Source organism: Catalinimonas locisalis, assembly GCF_038039535.1.
GTDB lineage: Bacteria > Bacteroidota > Bacteroidia > Cytophagales > Cyclobacteriaceae > Catalinimonas.
Map to the genome: position 1 here is coordinate 323,604 of NZ_JBBPHP010000003.1, position 19,682 is coordinate 343,285.

At 42.1% G+C, this 19,682-nt stretch carries 10 protein-coding genes; 6 read left to right on the plus strand and 4 right to left on the minus strand.

Annotated features, from left to right (window positions below):
• Positions 1 to 68: 68 nt before the first annotated feature.
• The 4 genes from WJR50_RS07245 to WJR50_RS07260 form a co-directional block, all read right to left on the minus strand.
• A complete protein-coding gene (locus tag WJR50_RS07245) occupies positions 69 to 7,736 on the minus strand; it encodes a PKD domain-containing protein (protein ID WP_341292576.1) in 7,668 nt (2,555 codons plus the stop codon).
• Between the two features lie 723 nt (positions 7,737 to 8,459).
• A complete protein-coding gene (locus WJR50_RS07250) occupies positions 8,460 to 9,314 on the minus strand; it encodes a sulfotransferase family protein (protein ID WP_341292577.1) in 855 nt (284 codons plus the stop codon).
• Between the two features lie 48 nt (positions 9,315 to 9,362).
• The gene (locus WJR50_RS07255) at positions 9,363 to 10,706 is read right to left on the minus strand and encodes a flippase (RefSeq protein ID WP_341292578.1); all 1,344 of its coding nucleotides are present in this window, start codon (positions 10,704 to 10,706) and stop codon (positions 9,363 to 9,365) included.
• 400 nt (positions 10,707 to 11,106) lie between these two features.
• Complete coding sequence (locus tag WJR50_RS07260; protein ID WP_341292579.1) at positions 11,107 to 13,212, minus strand: T9SS type B sorting domain-containing protein; 2,106 nt, start codon at positions 13,210 to 13,212, stop codon at positions 11,107 to 11,109.
• 366 nt (positions 13,213 to 13,578) lie between these two features.
• Here WJR50_RS07260 and WJR50_RS07265 point away from each other — a divergent pair, with 366 nt between their 5' ends.
• The 6 genes from WJR50_RS07265 (at position 13,579) to WJR50_RS07290 (ending at position 19,613) form a co-directional block, all read left to right on the plus strand.
• Positions 13,579 to 13,959, plus strand: coding sequence for a hypothetical protein (locus tag WJR50_RS07265; protein ID WP_341292580.1), 381 nt, complete (start codon positions 13,579 to 13,581; stop codon positions 13,957 to 13,959).
• 972 nt (positions 13,960 to 14,931) lie between these two features.
• Positions 14,932 to 15,741 carry a nucleoside-diphosphate sugar epimerase/dehydratase gene (locus WJR50_RS07270; protein WP_341292581.1) on the plus strand — a complete coding sequence of 270 codons (810 nt, stop codon included), beginning with the start codon at positions 14,932 to 14,934 and terminating at the stop codon, positions 15,739 to 15,741.
• A 47-nt stretch (positions 15,742 to 15,788) separates the two neighbouring features.
• Positions 15,789 to 16,583, plus strand: coding sequence for a WecB/TagA/CpsF family glycosyltransferase (locus tag WJR50_RS07275; RefSeq protein ID WP_341292582.1), 795 nt, complete (start codon positions 15,789 to 15,791; stop codon positions 16,581 to 16,583).
• A 176-nt stretch (positions 16,584 to 16,759) separates the two neighbouring features.
• Positions 16,760 to 16,984 (plus strand): hypothetical protein, encoded by a 225-nt coding sequence (locus tag WJR50_RS07280; protein ID WP_341292583.1) that lies wholly within the window; start codon positions 16,760 to 16,762, stop codon positions 16,982 to 16,984.
• Positions 16,985 to 17,433: 449 nt separating this feature from the next.
• A complete protein-coding gene (locus WJR50_RS07285) occupies positions 17,434 to 18,540 on the plus strand; it encodes a hypothetical protein (RefSeq protein WP_341292584.1) in 1,107 nt (368 codons plus the stop codon).
• A gap of 53 nt (positions 18,541 to 18,593) precedes the next feature.
• Positions 18,594 to 19,613: a sulfotransferase family protein gene (locus WJR50_RS07290; RefSeq protein ID WP_341292585.1), complete on the plus strand. Its 1,020-nt coding sequence runs from the start codon at positions 18,594 to 18,596 to the stop codon at positions 19,611 to 19,613.
• Positions 19,614 to 19,682 lie beyond the last annotated feature (69 nt).

Below are 19,682 nucleotides of genomic sequence, written 5' to 3' on the forward strand. Positions count from 1 at the left end.
CCCTCAACATCATAAAAAAACCACCTCCTGAAGTAGAAGGTGGTCTTGATAAGTTCAATTTATCATTTTTATAATTTGATAATTTCTTTTTGATATACTTGATCCTTAGTAATGACCTGTATTACATATATACCACTACTAACTTCTCCCAAGTCAAGAGCCATCTGGGTAGTAAGAGCGGTATCATTCACAAATTTATGCTGCAATATTTGTCCTTTGGTATTTATTACTCTTACTTCAAGGGACTCATATATATGCACATTTACTAACCTGATCGTAATCTCTCCATTTTGTGTAGGGTTAGGATAGGCAAGGATTTCAATACAAGTATCACAATAACTGTCAGAAGATGTTAGTGATGCTCCATTTAGATTTTTATCACCTTGGGCAGCACGAAGTGAGCTTCCACAATCAACTGCCGGATCTCCCAGACCTGTGGGCCCTACACCATTAGCAGTAAGGTACAATTTGTCTAAATCTGCTCCATCTTCACGGTAAGCTATATCCAGCGTATGGGTACTCCCTGCTGCAAAATTTAAGCTCAACACCCCTACCGCTCGCCAGTCAAAGTTTCCGGTACGAGGAGTAACATTCCACTGTATCCAGCTACCTCCATCTATCCGCACCCAGAATGAGTCATCATTACCTGAGGTAGCACGTACCCGAGCATATAACTGATAACTACCTGCTTCATTCACGGTAAAGGTATGGCTCACATGATCTGCACTGGAGCCAGGGGCTGAACCATAGCTGTTCAAGCCTGTACTAATCGTAACATAGCTTCCCGCTGAGGCCTCTGCCAGATTCACCACATTCCAGTTTGCGCCTATCACCCCACATTCCGCTTCCAGCCAGATATCATTTGAACCTACGCTCGCGTCGTTTACAGTCACTTCTACAACATCGCTAGCTTCTGCTCCTCCATCATCTGTCACTGTAAGGGTATAGGCTGTAGTGCCTACGGGAGCATCTATTGTGATACTAACTCCCGTGCCTACTACTGTACTACCATTACTCCAGCTATAACTCACAATCGTACCATCTCCGTCACTGGAAGCACTACCATCCAGTACCACACTTTCTACGCCATTGGCATCACTGTCTACCACTTCTATGTCTTCCCCTGCATCTGCCAGCGGTGCCTGATTGCCACCGTTACTACAGTTACCTGCCGGATCTCCCAGACCTGTGGGCCCTACACCATTAGCAGTAAGGTACAATTTGTCTAAATCTGCTCCATCTTCACGGTAAGCTATATCCAGCGTATGGGTACTCCCTGCTGCAAAATTTAAGCTCAACACCCCTACCGCTCGCCAGTCAAAGTTTCCGGTACGAGGAGTAACATTCCACTGTATCCAGCTACCTCCATCTATCCGCACCCAGAATGAGTCATCATTACCTGAGGTAGCACGTACCCGAGCATATAACTGATAACTACCTGCTTCATTCACGGTAAAGGTATGGCTCACATGATCTGCACTGGAGCCAGGGGCTGAACCATAGCTGTTCAAGCCTGTACTAATCGTAACATAGCTTCCCGCTGAGGCCTCTGCCAGATTCACCACATTCCAGTTTGCGCCTATCACCCCACATTCCGCTTCCAGCCAGATATCATTTGAACCTACGCTCGCGTCGTTTACAGTCACTTCTACAACATCGCTAGCTTCTGCTCCTCCATCATCTGTCACTGTAAGGGTATAGGCTGTAGTGCCTACGGGAGCATCTATTGTGATACTAACTCCCGTGCCTACTACTGTACTACCATTACTCCAGCTATAACTCACAATTGTACCATCTCCGTCACTGGAAGCACTACCATCCAGTACCACACTCTCTACGCCATTGGCATCAATGTCTACCACTTCTATGTCTTCTCCTGCATCTGCCAGCGGTGCCTGATTGCCACCGTTACTACAGTTACCTGCCGGATCTCCCAGACCTGTGGGTATAGCTCCATTAGCAGTCAGGTACAACTTGTCTAAATCTGCTCCATCTTCACGGTAAGCTATATCCAGCGTATGGGTACTCCCTGCTGCAAAATTCAAGCTCAACACTCCTACCTCGCTCCAGATAAAGTTTCCGGTACGAGGAGTAACATTCCACTGTACCCAGCTACCTCCATCTATCCGCACCCAGAATGAGTCATCACTACCTGAGGGAGCACGTACCCGAGCATATAACTGATAACTACCTGCTTCATTCACGGTAAAGGTATGGCTCACATGGTCTGCACTGGAGCCAGGGGCTGAACCATAGCTGTTCAAGCCTGTACTAATTGTAACATAGCTTCCTGCTGAGGCTTCTGCCAAATTCAACAAGTTCCAGTTTGCGCCTATCACACCACATTCCGCCTCCAGCCAGATATCATTTGAGCCTACGATCGCCTCATCAATATTGATTTTAAAGGATGTAAGGTCTGCATCGGTCACTACAATGCCATTCAAATCAGTGGCCGTTACCTGTATGTCTATATTACCAGTAGCTCCCAAAGGTACCGTTCCGCGTACTTCTCCGGTATTTTTATCAATGGTTAGCCATGTAGGCAGAGGGTTACCATTCGTCAGTTGGGCGGAATAAGTAAATTGGTTGCCCGGATAACCCTGATCAAAAGCCGTAGAGGCATTGTAAATAAAATTATCACCCCCGGTAGCTGTGATATCACTCAGTGCTGAAGCTACAAACGGATCATATACCGGCTTAATATTCATAAAATACTGCAGGTTGTCATTCCAGTCACAATTGGCACTACCTCCTTCGCAGCCATCATTGACATAATCCTGGATAACGATATAATGGTTAGGAACCACTTTCCCTGCATAGTTTAAGACCTTATATATCCTGATTCCTGATACTTGATCTACTAAATTTCCACTTGGATTACCACCACTGCTTCTGTAAAGGGCTACCTGTATCCTAAAAGGCTGGGTAATCCTGTTGGAGAAATCACCAGCTATTTTCTTATTGGATGTATTATTATTGGTCTTAGGTAATAAGCTTTGATGCCATAAAGTACCATAGGTATATGAGAACTGGTTACCTGCTTCATCTACGATAGGCGTATCAGAATTAACTTCAATCAGGCGGGTGTTGGCGTTTCCAGGTCCTCTGAAGGCAGCCAGTTGAAAGGACCTAACCGGTTGGTTCGGATCCGCCTGCTCAAATACTGAAGCTAAAATCAGGTCACCATGCACACCGCTATTTACATCCTCTGGGAGTGGAGGCGCTGAACTGGGACGCGGATCCCCATTCATTGAGGTTTTAAATCCTAATGCGCGAAAAAGCTGTATGGAATTTGACTCATTGCCACTTTCAGGTAAGCCCATATAATTGCCTAACAACTGTACGGTATACGTAGAGCCATTATCGGCATTGGAGTTAATAATCAGCTGTTGGGCTCTGTCCCCTTTTCCTCCTCCATTTTCCACAAACTGCATTTCTACATCTAAAAACCCTCCTACCGCTATACTTATTGGAAAAGTCACATTTGCTGCTGCAGTACCTCCAATTGTATTGATGACAAATTCAGTCTCATCTGTGATGCTCATATCATTAATTTGCAGAGGATTTACGCCAGGATTATGAATACGCATGGTATTGGTGTTATGTAAGCGTATTTCAACTCCATCTGAATTGATAGGATCACGAATATGGTGGAAGGAGTAAATGCTGTCCGCGGGAAATCCAATATTGGTATCGGGAATTTTGGTAAGGTTTTCCAAGCTGATCAATGCCCCACTCGCCTCCTCTACGTTAAACTGTCGTACTACTTTAGCCTGGTTCTGGTTAGGAGAATTATCTGTACCTATGACTACCAGCGTATATGTGCCAACCTCATCTACAGTAAATGGATCACTACTGCTTCCTGACTGCAATGGATTTCCAGACTGATCAAACAAAGTATAAGATAAGTTTACCTGGGATGCTCCGCTAGCATTGGCAGCACTGCTAAAAGATACTGCTACACTATTTAAATAGGTTTGCTGGAAATTGTCACCTGCCAGATTTACCTGCAATGCCGGAGGAGCTAATGCGGAGTCCAGCGGTACTATGCTTACGCTATTAATTTTAGTGTTGAAACCTCCTTCCATTGCATCCAGATTCAAGACCCCGTCTGTAACATGTACCGCTGCGGTAGCCGTACTAAAGCGGGAAGCTGATCCATTTGCGCCGGAAGGCTGAAACCTGTCAATCACATTGACACCTTCAGCATTGATATGATGAGTGCTTCCGGTTTCGTCCGCGTCGCCTACCGAAACAGTAATTTCATAAAAACCATTGTTAACGGTTACCCCCCATACACCTTCTTCTGATGTGCCGTCGTTCCAGTTAGAGAGATCATCACCCTGCATATGCATAAAGGTATTCAGGAGAGGGTCGCTCGCACTTGTGCGGGCACGGCCATTTCCCGGATCACTCAGGTTTAATGGTGTACTCATGTCTGTTCTAAACCACCCATAGCTGAGTTGCCCCCCACCCTGTGATGTTAAGTTTCGTAAGCCATAGGCTTCACCGAAGTCTTTCAGCCACTCTGCAGGGGTAGTACTGGCTTCATCCTGAAAATTAACCTGGATATTGGTAATAGGAGTTACATTAGAAGGAGGTATAGAAGGCCTGATAAGAGTAATTTTCCCTACCCCTCCTTGTATATCCTGATATTCGGAAATATACAAATTTCCGGTAACCACATCTTCAATAATATCTAATGGTTTGTTAAAGGCATTCAAACTGGGAATATCTTCTATGATATTCTCAATATCATGATCAGGGCCGGCTCCCGGCTCCATCACTACCAGCTTTCCAGGAGTGTACCACACATTGATCAGTTTCCCTGCCAATTGCCCGTTGAAGGCATCACTCTGATACTCTATGATACCATTAGGAGATTTATTTGTGCCCAGGTTTGCTGAGTATCCCCGATAGCTTGCATCGGGCTGAGTGCCTTCCGGATATTGGGAAACCACTGCCTCCGGCCAGGGTGAATTTATACCAGGGTTACCCCCGTTCAGTACATACTCTGCCCTTCTGGGATTAGGGTGACCATAGTACCCACCTTCTTCCACCCTGAACAAATAATCATTTTGGGTAGTGATTCCTGAAACATAAGGGACAAGTGGTCCACTGTAAGTCAGATACTGAGGTGCAAGATAGTCAGTACTTGCCGGATCTGATCCTGGTGCATTGGCCAGCCCTGCCGAACCATTGGTAGGCACATAAAGCTGTCCATTACTATGCCAGTACATATCGTATGCATTGCGTATACCATCCGCGTAAATGGTTAAGGGAGCATTGGTAGCATAGGGATTGTAAGTACCTCCTTCTTCAGTTTGTGCATCTATAGGAAGACTAATACTCTGGCTACTGATCTGGGCTACATCCAATCTGAGCAGACTGGCTGAGAGGAGGGTTTCATGACGGTTCCATGCATTGTCAAGCGCTCCCATGGCTGATAAAGATCCCTGTAAAATATACAGCGCACCATCTGGTCCAAACTCTATACTGTTGGTAACGTGGTCTTTTTTTGAGCGGGGCAAGTGAATCACATAATCTGTGATCGTTTGCAGGTTACTACCTTCCAGCTTACTGATTTTACCCTGGAAGTTAGGCTGATCCGAAAAACCATATTTTGTATGAGAAACCCAAAGCTGTAAGTTTTGTGCAGTAGCATTAGGGTCAAAAGTCATCCCTACTGCCAGCCTGTTTCCTCCTTCAGCATCTCTCAAAGTAGTGATCAACTCCTCGTTGTTCAACAAGCCTGTGGAGCGGTCTATGTCCCACCTTTTGATATAGCCATCAGAAGTAATACCGTAGAGTTTATCGTCCGGGCCAATGACCAGAGAAGTATAGCCATTTCCTCCGGTAGCTACCGTAGTGCGTCCCACAAACTCTATAGGACCATTATAAGTGGAAGTTCCATTACCAGTGGTGAAGTATGAAGTATAGGGAACAAATGGAATCTCGGACTGATCAGTAAGGTTTGCAGTTACTTCAAATTTATACCTGGTATTGGGCTTTAAGACCTCGTTGGGGGTAAGACTGATTACGTCAAAACCACCGGAAGTACCGATAGTAGATACTATATTAGTAAGAATTTCACCGCCCTGAATTTCCGGATCTTCCAATACTTCGTACAGTTTTACATTGGTATTATTAAGCGTAGCAGGATTAATACCGGAATTAGGAAGATATAGATTGAGACTATTGATGGTAGGTAAAAGCTCTACATCCATAGCTCCGTCAGGGATACTGGTACCCAATACCTGGGGTTGTGTACTATTTTCAGACTCTTCAACAATAAGCGAGATGAGCTTCGTATTAAATCCGCCTATGGCATCCAGGCTAAGCTTACCATCATCTACTTTAATAATATCCATGCGGGTCTGCAGATTGAGTTGCCCTGTGTTTGCCGGGTAAGAGAGCACATTTTTTCCTTCCACATTAATATGATGCCGAGTACCACTCAGGCTCTCAGGGGACAGGTCTCCTGCCACTACAGTAACTTTATAGTCACCATTAGGGATTTCTATTTCCCACATACCCTCTGCATTTACGCCACTTCCTCCTACATCATCATACTGCATATGCATTAGCGTATTCTGTAGCACGCTAAAGCCCGATACATTACGGTTACGGCCGTTTCCCACCAGGCTTAAAGGAGTCTTGCTCCCCTCAATACTCAACCAGCCATAAGTATAACCGTTTGGCTTCACACCATAGGCTTCTCCAAAATCAGTTTCCCAGCCAGCGGGAGAGACGGTCTGCGCATCCTGGTAATTGATTTGAACCGGAAAAGTCACAGGTATAGGAGCATTAATGGTAAGCTCAGCAGTAAAGCTGGCAGTAGTTTGATTTGGTCCACTAGCAGTAACTGTAGCCTGATATTGCCCCGCACTAAGTCCTGTCGGGTCAAACTCAAATATGATCTCTGCCTCAGCAGTATTATGGACGACGGTACCATCCAGTAGTTGTCCTCCTACTTTAATCCAGCCGGGAGTGTTCCCTCCGGCATCTGCTGTCAGGCTGATGTCTACCGGAGAAGGGATAAAATTGGTCGCAGAAATAAAGTTACTTTCGTTTACCGACCCGGCATTCTCATATAACACTACCGCCAGGCTTGGATCCGAAAATTCCAGTACTTCGTCTCCACTGGTACTGGCAGGCAATACCTCTACTGAATTGATTTTAGTATTTTTAGAAAGACTACTTACCGGATCTATGGTAAGACGCCCGTCATTTACCTCTACTGTAACAGTAGCGGCCTGAAAGCGTCCCGGATCTCCCGCCGGCAAGCTATTATTTACCTCAAAGTCATTGATAGCCACTACCCCTTCCACGTTGACATGATGCACTGACAGATTATTAGCATTACCTTCCACTACCGGATCCCCCACACTCACACTGACCTTATAAAACCCGTTGGGCACCTCTATTTCCCAGAAGGATTCGGTAGCCCGGTTACCTGTCCACCCTTCAATATCATTGCCCTGCATGTGCACCAGGGTATTATGAATCAAAGAAACTCCTGCCACATTCCGGTTACGCCCCACTCCATTTCCAGGAGTCGTAAGATCAATGGGGGATTGGGTGGCCACACTAAGCCAGCCATAGGTAAAACCGTTGGATTTGGACTGGTAGGGCTGACCAAAATCAGCCACATAATCTACAGGAGCGTTTGTGGTCTGGTCCTGAAAATTAACCTTAACATTAAACTCATTGGTTTGTGCAAAGAGTAAATGCATACTGAGTAGTGCCCAGCAAAAAGTAAATAAAAATGTAAATGTTGCCTTCATAGTGTTATTCAAGTACTTAAATGGCTTATAAAGATATGTTGGGTCTTTTTTGAGGATTTATAATACAGACCAAACTTTAAAAAATTAACAATTACTTACATTGCGTATTAGCCAACAATTTTAGCTTTTATTAGATTATTTATCAAGTATTTTAAAAATTTTATGTGTCAATATTTATAAAATGCAAAACGAATAGGAAATATCAAAAGCGTACAAAAAAAGAGGTATTGTATTTTCCTAATACGTCTTTTTTGGTACACCTAAAGATGTGTTTTTATTACCAAAAAGTACATCCTTACACCTGATTATACGCCCTCTTTGTAACATCAAATGGACAGATTATTTTTCAGGCTTATACTTTACTAATATGTACTCTTGATTTGTACCTAAAGGGTGCTTGGTTGGCACAAAGTTTTTCTTGATTTTATCCTAGTGCCCCCTTTACCTAACTTCTTTACTTCTAGTGTATTTGACTGAGAATGTTATGATTTTAGCAGCACTTGATACTCTTAGCCTATTGCTAAATCTCAATAAAGCTTTCAGAAATGTTTATCATACCTACTCATCTTTTTCAGGGTAGCCCACTAGGGTAGTTCCACTAGGGTAGTTCCACTAGGGTAGTCTCAGAGGGAGGAAATGCTTTTTTGCAGGTATTCAGAGGAAAGTAAGCAACTATACGCACTGTTTTTCTATTCTCTGGAGAAGCTCCTGATATTCCTGCTCAGTTTGCGATTGAATGAGCTGCTTCTGCGCATCATCAAAGAGTTGATTGTACTTCAAAAGGCGGGTATCCTGTAGCCCCTTGCCCAGCTCTTTTTTCCAGGGCTCATGATCGCTGGTTATTTTCGCATTTCCGGAGTCAATCTTTTGAACATTAAGCGCATAGCCATTGAGCTCAGTAAAAGCATACAAAGCTTCTACCTGCTCAAGTGGCTGGGTGATCAGGTTTTCGTAAAGCAGGAAAAAGTGTCCTTTTTTATTGAGATAAAACAGGCTTTTGGAGAGAAAATACTTATACCTGTCGATGCACTGCTGCACGGTTTTTTGCCTCACCCAACGGTCTGCGTATTTGTTGCCCGCATCATAAAGCGAAGCAATATTATCACGGGGATCCCGGATGGTATGAATAAATACTGATTCCTCTATATTCCTGTGAATCAACCTAATATAACCTACATGCTCGGGTGATTTTTCTACCCAGTGAGTCTTTTGATTAGAGTGGGCAGCCGCTGTAAAAAGCTTATCCAGAAGCTTTACCGTGTCAGCCAGCCTACTGCAGGCTCCCCTATCCTTTTGGTATTGCTGGTACAAATCCGGAAACTGATCGGCAAGTTTATCCAGCGCAACCTGCCTGCTTCTATTGTGAAGGAAAAAATGATCCAGAAACCTCAGGCTGGGGGTTTGCCTCCTCATACGATGAATAAAGTGCGTTTCACGAGTAGAGAAGACCTGAGGATGAGCCGCCAGGATTGACTGGGTAAGCGTAGTTCCCGACCTGGGTGCTCCTACGATAAATATTTTTTTCATAACTAAAGTCTCCAAGACAATTATATATCTTGACTATGAGCAGAGATTCTAATTTTCTGCTCTGAAAGTAAACAGGGCCTTCATTTTTAGCACAAAAATCCACCGAAGCTTAGGAATAAAGAATTCCAGGCATAAAACGATAAATATTGCTGCCAAAGTTGCTACGGCAGAACCTACTATCCCATAGTAGGGAATCATAATCAGGTTCAGGCCAATATTGCATAATGCAACCAAAGCCTGTCTTACAAAAATTGTGAAATTATTATTATTGATGAGTAATAGCTTGTTGGTAATGATGCCCAGGTAGATCAGCGGTATGGTCCAGATCAGTATGTTCAGCACCTGATAGCTTTGGATATAGGCTTCGCCATACAGCAAGCTCACCGCATAGTAGGAGATGAGGTTAATCCCTACTGCCAGGCCTGTAAGGGCAAAAAATACCCCTCTTATGATGCGGACCACGGTGGCCTTTTCTTTATCTGCCTCCAGATTCAGGTGGATTAGTTTGGGGTAAATAGACTGCCCCACAATCATAGGAATAAAGTTAAAAACTTCCGCCAGGCGAACGCCTGCCGCATAGACTCCCACACTCTCTGCATCCAGATAGCTTTTCAACATGACCTGGTCAATTCTCATTCCGATAGAAATAGAGATGCCTGAAAGGATGAGCGGGTAGCTCTCTTTGAGAATTTTTTTGGCCAGTACTTTATCAAAAGACCACTGCCCGATGCTGAAGTATTCTTTCTTATAGTAAAAGAAGAGTCGTATGGCATTGAAAACCGAATCCAGCAGTATTACTCCTCCAAAGGCCAGCAGAGGCGCGTTTGTCAGGATCATCACTATTTTCAGGAGGGTCATCACTCCAAAACCTACCAGATTGGCCAGCACCATGTACTTGGACCTGACATCAGCCTGAAAAAGAAAGTCTATGACGTTGACACTTTTGAAGATCATGCCGGCAGCAATGATCAGGGTCAGCAATCGGGTCACTGCATCTTCTTCGGAAAGACTTACACCGGACATCAGCAGCACTATGGCCAGGCTGGCCCCACTTAGCTTAATCACCAAGGAGGTACCCAGGAGGCTGGCGCGCCTGTCGGGTTGCTTTACCAGCTCACGAATCACAATCTGGTCTATGCCCAGGGAAGCAACGGCTGCAACCAGTGCCACCAGGCTCTGTACATAGCTCAGGATACCGAAGCGGTCAGGACCCAGGTAACGGATTACCCAGACCGATACCCAAAAGCCCATCCCCATCCTCACTACATTCTGCAAATAAAGCCAGGAAAAGTTATATACATACTTTTTGGCTCCTCCTCCCAGCTTTAGCTTTCGTAAGCCTTTCTCCAGTAAGACAGCATAGACAGGGGGTTTCTTATCTGTTTTACTCAATCCGCTATTAATTATCGTAATATCATCTTATACAATCACGAATTTGACAATACTAAGACATTATTCCTAAATAATGATCAGAATAATCGTTAAATATTATTATTCCGTGAATCTTGTGAAGACTGCCTAAGACTTAACACCTTAATTTTATTCCCTCTTAGTGGGTAAGCCACAAACATAAAATGATTAAGCAACAAGACAGGAGTGTTGACTTTTATTGGGTTGTAGAAATGCCGAAAGGGCTTACTCATTTTCCTGACTAGCATTTTATCCACCTAAAGTATATGGTTTTTATGCTGACTTAGATACCGAATGCGGTCAAAAGGGTAAGGAAAAAAGTATAGGATAACTCCACTATTGGCTCGTTTATTAGGCATGAGTATCGCAGCTATTATACCTCTTACCGTATCAGGCTTATGCTACCCTGATAACTTCTTACTTCTCCATCCATAAACTCGACTTCTATCTTATAGACAAAGGTAGCAGGAGGAAGAACTTTGCCATTGAGGCTGCCATCCCACCAGTGGTCCTGTGCGTTCATGTCAAAATTGGAAGCATAGTATACCAGTTCCCCCCAGCGGTTGTAAATCATATATTGTCTGACCTGTCTTACTAAGGCAGTTCTACCAAATAGCTCAAATCTATCATTCAACCCATCTCCATTAGGGCTAAAAGCGTTAGGCATATAGATTACGTTTCCAGCACATGACTGATTGAAGGCCGGATCATCAGGGGCTAAGCACTCTCCGCAATCATCCAGCACCGAAGTACCATTCACTACCCCGGCACAATCGGTACAGCTCTGGTTAAAGGCAGGATCATCAGGAGCCAGACATTCTCCACAGTCATCCAGCACTAAAGTGCCATTGACTACCCCGGCACAGTCGGTACAGCTCTGATTAAACTCAAGGTCATCGGGGGCTAGACACTCTCCACAATCATCCAGCACCGAAGTACCTTTTACTACCCCGGCACAGTCGGTACAGCTCTGGTTAAAAGCAGGATCGTCAGGGGCCAGACATTCTCCACAGTCGTCCAGCACTGAACTACCATTCACTACCCCGGCACAATCGGTACAGCTCTGGTTAAAAGCCGGATCATCAGGGGCCAGACACTCTCCACAGTCATCCAGTACGGAAGTACCATTCACTACACCAGCGCAATCGGTACAACTCTGATTAAACGCTGGGTCATCAGGGGCCAGACATTCTCCACAGTCGTCCAGTACAGAAGTACCATTGACTACCCCGGCACAGTCGGTACAACTTTGGTTGAAAGCCGGATCATCAGGGGCCAGACATTCTCCACAATCATCCAGTACTGAAGTACCGTTCACTACCCCGGCACAATCCGTACAGCTCTGGTTAAAGGCAGGATCATCAGGGGCCAGACACTCTCCACAGTCATCCAGCACTGAACTACCATTCACTACCCCGGCACAATCGGTACAACTTTGGTTGAAAGCCGGATCATCAGTGGCCAGGCATTCTCCACAATCATCCAGCACCGAAGTACCATTGACTACACCAGCGCAATCCGTACAGCTCTGGTTGAAAGCCGGGTCATCTGGGGCCAGACATTCTCCGCAATCGTCCAGTACGGAAGTACCGTTCACTACACCCGCACAGTCGGTACAACTCTGGTTAAACGCTGGGTCATCAGGAGCCAGACATTCTCCACAGTCATCCAGTACGGAAGTACCGTTCACTACACCCGCACAGTCGGTACAACTTTGGTTGAAAGCCGGATCATCAGGGGCCAGACATTCTCCGCAATCGTCCAGCACCGAAGTGCCGTTCACTACACCAGCGCAATCCAGGTCTACTGAGGAGATGGCGCAGACAGCATCAATATCAGGCCCCGGACTTGAGTCAGGAAGCCCTCCTCTTCCATCAGTAATGGAAATGGCATCAAACAATAAGGTCCCTGCGGCATAGCCCGGCAAAACAATATCTATGTCGAACCCATCAGTTCCCAGGACATTTCCCACATCATAAAAGCCATCCATATTACTGTCCGTGATGCCCAACATTTGTAATTGCGCTTCGGTAAAGGCATTGGCAGGCCTCAGCGCCAGCCGGCTTAATTCCGCAGAGCCGGCTTCAAAAATCCACAGATCATCACTGGCATCTCCGGAGTTGGTAAGCAGGTTATTGGTAAAAGCCAGTTTGATATTTCCACTCTCCCCCAGGGAAACATACTCATTCATACTCGGAAAAGCGCCTGTCCAGTTACTGACCCCCAGCGCGGCAGAATGGTTTGAACTAAAAGGATTACCCCCCGGACTATACTCCAGCACTTCATCGGCAAAGGTAATACCTTCCCCACAAGTACTACAACCATCATGGGGAAGCGTCTGACAGTCATCATCCTCACAGTCAATGAGCCCGTCGCCATCATTATCCACCCCATCGGCACAGCTTATAGTAGTATTCTCCTGGGCCAGTACAGGTGCAGCCAGTAGGCTTAGGATGGTAAAACATAGTACGTATTTAAATGTAAACACCTTTAGTTTTAGGCGATAGTAGGATTAATATCTTCAGTAAAAAAATCTGGTAACTTATGATGCAACACATATTGGTCAACATCAGCCAGTAAAAAAGGTCAGCACTTACGCTTATCATATTGACTGTCATCAACTTTGGAAGCGCCCATGTACATACAACTTTCTTCTTAAGTTTCTGACAATAAGCCGATTGCCTTCTACAACAGCACAGTGCATTGCTCCGCAAATCCCCAGATTTGAATATAAATAAAGTCCGCTGAATATCAAATGCCTGGCGACTGATTTGAGCTAAGCGCATACTGCATTCTCTCACAGTAGACGGAAGGCATTCTCCAGAGCAGCAATATCACCCTTACACCTTTTGCTTTGCCTATCCAGTTTCGTAAGTCTTTAGCAGGCCGACCCCTCATTGTCATCCTGGAGCATTCGGGGCAGGAAAGACCTTTTACATTAGGTACTCTTATCTCTCGTAGAAACAAATTTTCAAAGCCCACTTCTCAACTGAGTATTGGACCAGATTTTGTGCAAATAGCCGGAGTAATGCTGCTCGATACTTCAAAAAAGCATGACGAATATCTGTTATCTTCTCAAATACCTGCTCCAGAACACAAAGTAGAAAAAAGTAATATAGCGCATGCAGAAGTGCTTAAAAATGCGGGGGCGTGCCCGCTCCAGTATCAGGCATCAACTGATATAGAGCACAAACGACAGCAGCAGGTAACAGATGCACATTGCCAGAGTAGCTAATGTAATCCCATCCATAAGCGAACTTACTTTTCAACAAAATATTTTCTTGCTACGAAAAATTATAAAGGGATAGTATGTATAATGTGAATATACTTAGCAAAAATAGTGAAATATACTCAAATTGAATCATGCTACCTAAACTGTTATGTATACTTTCCTATTGGAAAGACTAAAATTGCTTTTTCATCGTATCTATAAGAGAAATGCTTATCCATTGAATAGCGATAGCATAGTATAGATTCACGAAATACGGGCATAGAAAAACTTATAATCAACATAACATGATGAACCCTTATATTATTTGAGTACAATTGTTAGTACGTATAATGAGTTTACCCTTGTTTTACAATGAAATACTTATCGTGTTTGCATAGAGTGTATTTTTGAACTTTCCCCTAAAACTCAATACCTCTTTCAGTATAGAATTACGAATATGACATACTGTCTTTTTGATAATATTCTTTGCATATCTTATTTAAGTACAAAATAAAAACCATTTGGATTAAGCTTTCAAATTACAGATGAGTGTCCCGATAAGACTGTTATTTATTGATACCTTCAGAGCGCAAAGCCCTCAACATAGCTTTGACATGACTCCTATCATATATTAATAGTTTCTTTAAAAATAATTCCAAAAAAAAAAAAAATGTAAACTAGTAAATTATGTCACCCCTTAGCTGATAATTACTTAGGTTAAAACTACTCATCTGTCAATGGAATATGCCTAATTTTTGCTTGTTTACAGTTTTTTTTATTGATTAATTTATTATTTGTAAAATATTTCCCCATTTTGGAGATGAATTACATCGTAAATGTAGTGAGCAAACACTTTTTCTAGTGTCACCAAATGCATAGTAATATGCATACACTATCAAATTACTTACAAAACCTAGAGTAATATTTTTATCTTTTGTACTTGAAATACAATCTGCTCAATCTGTCAGAGCCTCAGCATATTAACACACTTGGAACATGAGTAGCTTGACTCTACCTAGCACGTCTACATACTCCAGAAGCCTGCTACTATTGCTTGCCAGCATGGATATAGCAGCAGCAAATATGGCTTTATTGGTATATGCCCAAAAAATAAATAATACCCTTTACATCAGTTTTCTCCTTTGGGTAATCGTTGCCTACCTGTTCCACGGTTACGATGGTAAGAAGTATATGCACCTTCGTAGCATTAGCTACTATCACTTACTAACAGTAGCTGGCCATACTGTAGTCTGTCTGATGCTTAGTATTGTTTTGACCTCTTCTATTAGCTATACTAGCTCCCAACTTGCTTGTATGTTTACATTCTGGGGCTGTTCCCTTTTGCTTAAATATGCTTTGTATACTGCCTATTTGCTGCTCCGAAGACAAAGCGTAGCCCGCAAACGATACCTTATCGTTGGCCATAACGCACAAGCTTCTGCGTTGCGTAAGTATCTCAAACAACAATACGGCGATTACTACTACTACTGCGGTATAGTAGAGGAGCCTTATAATAAGAGCGATTTAAACAGTATTGCTGCTTTGAGCCTGAGAGATAAGGTACATACCATATACTTTAGCGGGGATGGGGCTAACCCCCTGGCTTCATCCTTATACCAAATGGCAAATAAACACTATATATATTTTCATTATGTACTGGCGCATAACCCCAGCAGAGACTTTAGATGGCAATGGGCTTATGATCACCACCCTTCATTGAATCTCCTGAGCTGTAGCCCCCGAAGGGAAATACAGTGGAAGAGAAGAAAAGCGCATGTAAAGCTACAGACTTTAGGCAGTACTTAAAATTACAGACCAGCAATTGCTTAAACCTTTAAACTATCTACCTTACCATGACTCAAACTACTACAGACCAAGCCATTTCTAATAAAAAAGTAATCAATAGTAATATTGCGACCCTTTCTTTTCAGGAGGCGGTAGACCACATATTTTATCTGGCTGAACATAAGTCCTCTTCATTTGTCTGCTTTGCCAATGTCCATATGATTGTTGAGGCCTTCAAGGATCATTATTTTCAGGAAGTGATCAATCAGGCTGATCTGGCTTTACCGGATGGTCTTCCTCTTACCAAGTACATTGGTATCTTTGAAAACACCCATCAGGACAGAGTGGCCGGGCCGGATACTATGCCAGAAATTATGAAAAGGGCAGCCATGGAAAATAAATCCGTTTACTTTTATGGAGGTTCAGATTTCATGCTACATATGATGGTAGAAAGAGCCAGAGAGGAACTTCCTCAACTTAACATTGCCGGTGCTTATGCTCCCCCTTATAGACCGTTAACCAGAGAAGAAGATAAACAAATAGTAGAGAAAATTAATAACGTTAATCCTGATTTTGTATTTGTGTGCCTGGGATGCCCTAAGCAGGAAAATTGGATGCATAGGCATAAAGACAAAATTAAATCCTGCATGCTGGGCGTTGGACAAGCATTTACCATCTATGCAGGCTTGGAGGAAAGAGCCCCTGAATGGGCACAGAAAAATTGTCTGGAATGGGCTTATCGTTTGTATCGTGAACCTAAGCGGCTGGCCAGAAGATATATTTATACCAATGCTGTCTTTTTGTATCTTGTAAGTAGATTGTATTTTAGAAAACTTAGAAAAAAAGAATTGTTGCCAATTTGATGAAATTTGTAGTCATTTTAGCAATATACTTCTAATGCATTTATTTTAAGTAAATAAGCATCCAAATGGTAAAATAGGTATTTTCTATAAGTACTGGCAGGTCAGGTTCTAAATATTTAGCTCAGCTATTATCAGAAGTAGATGGAATAGTGTCATTTCATGAACCTGAACCTAAAATGAATGGGATACCGATGATTGAATTTTTAATAGGGAATGAAATCTTAATGAAAAATTTGATCGAAGATAAAATTTCTGCTATAAATAATGCAAAGGGAAATTTTCCAGTGTATGTAGAAACAAATCATACCTTTATAAAAGGGTTTGGATGGTATATATGCTCATTGATTCCCCAGGAAGAAATAGGAGTGATTTTTATAGAAAGGGATAAAAAAAAATTATAGATAGTTACAATAGAATTAATTGTTCCCCACTTACTCGTTGTGGACGAGACTGGTTTTTTACCGCTTTAATGAAAAAACCAACCAATAAATTGAGTAAAGTAAACAAATTAAAATACAGAATATTTCTATTTTGTATGTTGGTTTTTAACAGCAAATACTTAAAAAACATTTCTTTAATAAAAAAGCCAAAATATTTTGAAGAGGCTGAAGATGAATGGTTTGGATGGTATATAAAATGAAACCTTTTCTCAATTGGAAAAATTTAGATAAGAATTCCCTAATGTAAAGTTTTATTACACTTCTGTAGACAAACTGAATACTACTGAAGAAGTAAAAAATATATTTGATTATTTTAATATGGATTTTAATCCAAAAAAATCGTTTTATGACTGCTTAGGAAGAAAGTCAAACCATTAAATTTTTGTGAAAGCACTTTCTCAAAACAACAAATGAAAACTAAATTTTTTTTAACCCCCTACGAAACACCAGAAAAAGCAAATTACCAACACTTGGCAGTCGCACTTGCTGAAGGTTTAAAAGACCTTCAAATACAATTTTATGGAAACATTGACTATTGGTTCTGCCTAGACAGTAATGAATATTTGATAAAATCAGCGCCAGAAAATTTTGAGGCAGATATTCATGTTTATTCAACTCTATACTTTCGTAGCAATAGCAGTTTTTTTTTCCAGGACGATAAAATTAATGTTTTACTCGATGCCAGCGATGGTATATTTACTCCTGCTCAAGACCCGGCATTTAAGAGGTTTAATTATATTCTCCGTACCCATTATAATAGACATTTCTACTACCCTGACAATGTGCTGCCCTGGGCTTTCGGCCTTACTAAGCGTATGATCAATTCAAGTAGCGCCTATACACATCTGGAAAAAACCATTGACATACTGCAAAACTTTCGCGTAGATCATTCTCTTAGAAAATATATGATTGACCACCTTAATCCAAGGTTAAGCAAATATTATGATATAAGAGAGATAATCACAAACTCTGCAGGCAACGTTGATCCTCATTCCTACTGGGCACAAACTGGTAGGCGACACGACGAAAAGTATTTTCAACTCATCAACAGCAGCAGGTACACTTATGTTTTTGGAGGCGATTTTCAGCCTAAACCTCTAATATCAAGCTTCTATGGTCCTCCTCACAGATTGGGCCATCGCTTAAAAAGAAAAGTACTAAATATGTTGCAAATTAAAAGTAAATACTTGGTCTATCTCAACCAGTTTGACAGTTGGCGTTTATGGGAAGGTTTTTGTTCCTCTACAGTACCTATACACCTGGACCTTAAGGAGTACGGTTGTATAATGCCTATTATGCCTCAAAATGGTGTCCATTACCTGGGGATTGAAGATGCAAATCAACTTGAAAACTTTTCTGAGAAGTTGAAAGCTTTAACTAATAATAAATTATGTGAGATAGCAGAAAATGGCAGGCAATGGAGTCTTGAGAATTATGGGCCGGAGGCAACAGCAAAAAGGTTTCTTAAAATCGTCTCTCGTTCTGAAACCACAGGTGGAAGTAGTATTTTTACTTAGTTTTTGCATTACCTTTTGAAATCACTAAAGATAAAACTCACAGCTAACTTATTATGACTCGACTTCTAGCAGATAAAAAAATCCCTAATTCTCCACTATTCATAGTAAGTTCTGGAAGGTCAGGAACTACCTTACTTAGGTCTATTCTCAATCGAACAAAGCAAATATACATACCGTTTGAGTCTGACTTTATTGCCCGGGGTTATCCTTATTTTGGACATGTGAAAAATTTTGACGATCAAACGCTCACACAGACTACAGATTTGTTTATTAGATCTGCGTTAGGGGATGGGTGGGAATTAGACCGGGAAGATTTGTTGGAAGTGCTAAAGCAAAATCACCCAACTTCATTTGCCCAGGTAAATCATATTATATATTCCTTTTATCTGTATCATAATGAGATTGAAGAGAAAACTTGGGCTATAAAAACTCCTGTATTGATAGAGAATATTGATAGAATACTGAAGACATTTCCTAACGCACGAATTGTACACTTGGTCCGTGATGGACGCGATGTTTGCATTTCTTTCAGGAATGTTCATAAAATCAGGTCAGGTGCTGAGAAATTCGGTCCTAATAGCATTCTTGCTAATGCTCTTTATTGGATAGATGGATTACGCAGAATAAAAACATATAAGAAAAAGCATAATCGGATCTTCGAGCTCCGTTACGAGGACGTGGTGACTGCCCCAGAGCAAACAATAACTCAGCTCTTGGATTTTTTGCATATCCCTTTTGATCTCTCTTTGCTTTCTGTTGATAATGATAATGATAAGTTTTTTTTAAAAAAACATAACACCTCCATTCATCAAAACATTGGAAAACCTCTCTTGAGGACAAATATCTATAAATACAAAAAACAAATGTCCAAAAGAGATAGGTTATTCTATGAATTAATAGCTAATCCTTTCTTGAAAAAGTACGGTTATAACATAGAGTTTAAGTTTTCAAGTTGGATGATTTGGGATGTTATTAGAACCCCAATGTATTATACTGCTCAAATTTTCAATAACTATAAAAACAGGAACAAAGACAAACGAATTTTTAAAGAGGCTATGAACCGTCATCACTAAAAGACCTAACGAATACTTTTGGCAGCAAACAATGCAGGTTACTCTACAATATAGGTAAAATGGTCAAAA